The organism is Actinomycetes bacterium (genome assembly GCA_022599915.1).
GTDB lineage: Bacteria > Actinomycetota > Actinomycetes > S36-B12.
On record JAHZLH010000072.1, the window covers coordinates 1 to 4,571 of the forward strand.

The 4,571-nt window shown below is 54.6% G+C and carries 4 protein-coding genes; 2 read left to right on the forward strand and 2 right to left on the reverse strand.

Going from position 1 to position 4,571, the window contains the following annotated elements:
- The coding region (locus K0U62_11450; protein MCH9802126.1) for a hypothetical protein at positions 1–536 on the reverse strand (536 nt) is incomplete at its 3' end.
- 173 nt (positions 537–709) lie between these two features.
- A complete protein-coding gene (locus tag K0U62_11455; GenBank protein ID MCH9802127.1) occupies positions 710–2,908 on the reverse strand; it encodes a fibronectin type III domain-containing protein in 2,199 nt (732 codons plus the stop codon).
- A gap of 479 nt (positions 2,909–3,387) precedes the next feature.
- On the opposite strand from K0U62_11455, the gene K0U62_11460 reads away from it, so the two are divergent.
- Together K0U62_11460 and K0U62_11465 are read left to right on the forward strand one after the other, a co-directional pair.
- On the forward strand, positions 3,388–4,149 hold the full coding sequence (locus K0U62_11460) for a pentapeptide repeat-containing protein (protein MCH9802128.1): 762 nt from the start codon (positions 3,388–3,390) through the stop codon (positions 4,147–4,149).
- Between the two features lie 98 nt (positions 4,150–4,247).
- A partial coding sequence (locus K0U62_11465) for a pentapeptide repeat-containing protein (protein MCH9802129.1) occupies positions 4,248–4,571 on the forward strand: 324 nt, incomplete at its 3' end.

Genomic DNA, 4,571 nt, shown 5'->3' on the forward strand with positions numbered 1-4,571 from the left:
GGACGAGTGTCATCCCAACTATCGGCTCCATCATTAAAAGCCATATTCTCCCAATCGAGATCAATACCATCCACTTTGGCCTTTATCGCCCAATCAGTAAACTGCTCGGCGAGGTCTTGCCGGTTTTGGGGCTTCTTGAGGAAGTTTGCCAATTGACCACTTTTACTGGGATCAAGATCGGTATGCGTTGCGAACACGAGAATCCCGCGATTTTGAAGTCCTTGGCGAGCGGCATCAGTTCGCGCGTTCGTCCAGGGGGTGCTGCTCTTGGACTGACAGCCTCCACCTGCAGTCGAGCAGATAGGTCGGCTGGGTGAAGACCAGTTCCACCAAAACAGGCTGGCTTCACCCATAACGCCATTGCTCTGATCGGCTTCTCGCAGGATGTCTTCCGCGCTAATCCACCAACCAAACCAGCCGCTGACGGCTCGGGATTTATCCGCTCCCGCGGTGCTTTGGGGGAGCAAAGTTGCGGCTGCGATCACGACAGCGAGTATCACGATCGTTAGCGAGGGTTTAGTCGGGACGCGACTCACCGTAACTCCTTTGGTCAGATCGCCATCGGAAAAAGTGAGTTCCGATGTGACGTCCTTCAACTCCGTCGTGAGCTGGTGGCCGCAGCGTTATTCGCCTCTGTCACGAAATCGAGACGAATGCTATGTGGCTTCGACCTGAACCCGCCATCGAGCGACAACGGAGTCGTTGCTAATCAAGGGGGGCCGTATGGGAATCCCACCTTATTGCCCCAATCTCCTGATGGGTACTCAATGTTCTTTGCAGCCTGGTCGCTCGGACCTTGTTCAGTACCGTCCGTCGTAGTCCAACACAGGTCGGCTTGGTCTGTGCCACACATAAAGTAACCAATGGAATCTTTCGTGCCGCCTGGCCAGATGGCGACCGGGCGGTTGCTCTCCGCGGTGGGACCAGGTATCGGGTTCGAGCAAACAGCGTCATTTCCGTTGCAGAATCGAATCGGCAGTAGGCTAGCGGTTCCACTTTCGTCATATAGCGCTGATTTGTTCCCCTCCATCGGGTCTTGGTAGAGGTCGACATTGGTGAATTGGAAGTCCCCGAAGGTTGCCACAGAGCCGTCTGGAATGCAGAAAGCGTTGTTTCCAGTTACCCCGAGCGAGAAAGCTCGGGAGTAGGTATTCATCTGGTTGCCGTCCTTAGTCCCAAGTCCCGGAAGTGTCAGGTCATTGACGCTCACGTTAGTGACATTCTGTTGCTTCTTGTTGAAGTTCTTTATGGGGCACGTGAGCGTCTGAATCAAACCCGAGGAGCCCGGATCCGTAGCCTTGCCGTTGTTTTGGAGGATGCGTGGCACGTAAACTCCATCAACCCTGCTCCCAGCTGTCCCGTAGTTGTATCCGTAAGACCCGATATTGATCACGCCACCTGCGCCTCCTTGGATCACGGTTATATCTTCAAAGGTCTGCCCAGTGGATGAAATCTTAATTGAGTCATCTGCACTTAAGATCCATGAGTTACCGATATAAGAGTCAGCGCCCACCTCGTAGGAGTCTGACTCTCCATTCCAAACGATTCGTTTGACGTCGAAGACCTTGGCGGGCCTGTTTGACTCGTAGTTGACTTGACTGGGCGTGCTGTAGTCAGGTGTGCAACTGGGAGCGAAGTTAAGTTTGACCGCTGTGTCGTTCCGCCGTGGCGAGTTCGAAATAGTAATGCCGGAAACATCGATGGGAAATTCCCTGGCCGCCGAAGAATTGACGATTAACTGTCCTGTATCAACCTTGTATTTACCAGTCTGATTTTCTTTAAGACCTTGCGAGTCGTAGTCATCTCTTGTGATGTTGCTGTCCAATCGGCCAAATCCCGTGACCGTGATGGGGCGTTTGGTGGTGACTGCACAAGGAGTAGATCCTCTAGCGGTTGCGGAGACCATGGCGTTTAGTGGCGTCTTCAACACAACACCGGCCTCTAACTCAATGTAGAGCTCTTTCGACTTTCCATCGGTTGCCATGGTGAACAGACTTCCGGTGTACATATCGTTGCCATTGAGTGGTCGTACTCGTGGCTTATCGATAACGCAATCACCCTTTGTCCACTGGTTACCACCGCTATTGGTCAGTGCCATGTTGTCAATCGCGGCGGCGTCACTGGCCGAGATTTTGCACACAGTCGCATTACTCGGTGGGGAGCTGAAGTATCTCTTGGATACAAAAACTGCGATCACAATGTTCGGGTCGTAACTGGCGAAATCTGTATTGATGTTGCAGCCGCCGTTCGATGATTGCCACGGAATGATCGTGAGCTGCTGCGGTTTAGATCCGTCGGGTGGATTCACCGGTATTGGGTCGCCCGACCCAGCTGTAGCAAATGGCTTGCCATCAAACTGATCGAAGATAGCGATACATCCGTCTCCATCGGGAGTCTTGACTGTGATTACCGACGGGATGCTGTCAATGAACTGGGTCGTCTGCACGGTCGTGAGTTCTCCGGCGAGGTTCTTCCACTGGCCGTCACGATTGTTGGGGTTTGTGTAGACGTAGTTGACAGAAGGTATTGGTCGGACATCCGGATCGACTGGGCCGTCTGGGTCATCCGGACCATCCGGGCCATCCGGCTTACATTCCGGCAGCGTATGGAACTTCAGTCCATTCTTTGCGCCCTTCCCATTGCCTGTCTTGTTCTTCGCTCTTACCTGGAAGACATAGGATGTGCCTGGCTGAAGATTTTTGTATACCTTCTTAAATTTTTTCTGCTTCTTCTTTTGCTTCTTGTTAACTGCGAGCTTCTTAGGCGTTTTACCTTTCCACTTCTTCCAAGTGCCGCCCTTGGCTTTCAGGCGGAACTGATACTTCTTCAACTTGGTAGAGCCAGTTCGCTTGGGTTTATTCCACCTAATTTTTACTTTCGTCTCAGTGGTCTTTTTCGTTGGCACCATGAGCTTGCGAACTTTGCTCGGCTTGCCCTTCTTTGATCGCAACGAGGCGGTCTCACTGCGGGAGTTGCGAGATCGAGTTGTAGTGCCAGCTGAGACGTTCTAGCCACACACTTGGTAGTTGCTTTCGACCTGAGCGGAAACGGTTCTGCTATCCGAAGACGAGTCCGCCACGTCGGGTGAGGCTTGACCACTGTTCACTGACAAAAATCCGAAAACTAAGGCTGTAGTTAACCCGACTGGGAGTCCGAATCTCATTGGATACCCCACCTATTCCAAATTGGCGACCTGAGATTCCCGTCACCCTAGTCGCTCGATGGTCATGATTCTCGTTTAGTGATTCGATGTGCTGCGATATTTCAGCCCGAGTACAACTCCAAAGACCCGACCGCCCGATCTATGCTTACACCACCTGGTTCGCTGAAACTGTCGATGCGGTTAGCCGTGGTGTGGGTGTGATGTTGGTGGCGTAGGGTGCGGGTATGCGTTTTCGATTGGTTGCCAGTGTTGTTGCTGCGGGTGGGTTGATCGCGGGTGTGTTGTTGGTGCCGGGGGTGGTGTCCGCAGGCCCGGCGGTAGAGATCGGTGCCAAGGGCAACACGTGTGTGCTGAGAGCTCAGGCCACGTGTAAGGGGGTTGTCGCGAAGTGGATGGTGGAATATCACGGGAACGCGAAGAAAGCGGACCTCACCAACGCGAAACTGCATGGTGCGGATTTCCGTGGCGCGGACCTGACCAAAACCAAACTCACCAACACCACCCTGAAATACGCCCAGCTGCATGACGCGATCTTGAAGAAAGCGAACCTGAAAAGCGCCAACCTGAAATATGCCCAGTTGCCTGGTGCGAATCTGAAGAACGCTCAACTCGGACCCGCCACCAACACCACGTCCAAGGGCCGGCAACTACGAGCCACCCCCAAATGCGCCCCCAACTGTCAAGGCGCAAACCTCGCCTACGCGAACCTGGGCGGCGCGGAGATGACCAACGCGGACCTGCAGGGCGCGAACCTATACGGCGCGGACCTGTACGGCGCGAACCTGGGCGACGCGAACCTGACCAACGCGAACCTGTACGGCGCGGACCTGACCAACGCGAACCTGACCAACGCGAACCTGACCAAAGCGAATCTGACCAACGCGGACCTGTCCGGTGTGAACCTGGACGACGCGAACCTGTCCGGCGCGTTCTTGTGCAAAACGACGATGTCGGACGGCAGCATCAACAACGACGACTGCCGCTGACCAGCAGTGGATGACTGCCCTGGGTCACCAGCCGGGGTCGCCGTAGTCGGGTGGTTAGCTGTGGTGTGGGTGTGATGTTGGCGGCGTAGGGTGTCGCTATGCGTAGTCGGATGTTGGCCAGTGTTGTTGCTGCGGGTGGTTTGATCGCGGGTGTGTTGTTGGTGCCGGGGGTGGTGTCCGCAGGCCCGCGGGTAGAGATCGGTGCCAAGGACAAGTCGTGTGTGCTGAAAGCCCAGGCAAAGTGCACCGGTGTTGTGGCGAAGTGGACGGTGGAGCATCACGGGAACGCGAAGAAAGCGAACCTCAGTAAGGCGAAACTGCACGGCGCTGATTTCCGTGGCGTCAATCTGACGAAAGGCAAACTCACTAACACCACCCTGAAACACGCAAGGCTGCATGACGCGATCTTGAAGAAAGCGAAC

Excerpts from the sequence above, each read along its gene's own strand:
- K0U62_11455 (MCH9802127.1), bottom strand. The coding sequence starts at position 2,908 with ATGGTGCCAACGAAAAAGACCACTGAGACGAAAGTAAAAATTAGGTGG.
- K0U62_11460 (MCH9802128.1), top strand. The coding sequence starts at position 3,388 with ATGCGTTTTCGATTGGTTGCCAGTGTTGTTGCTGCGGGTGGGTTGATC.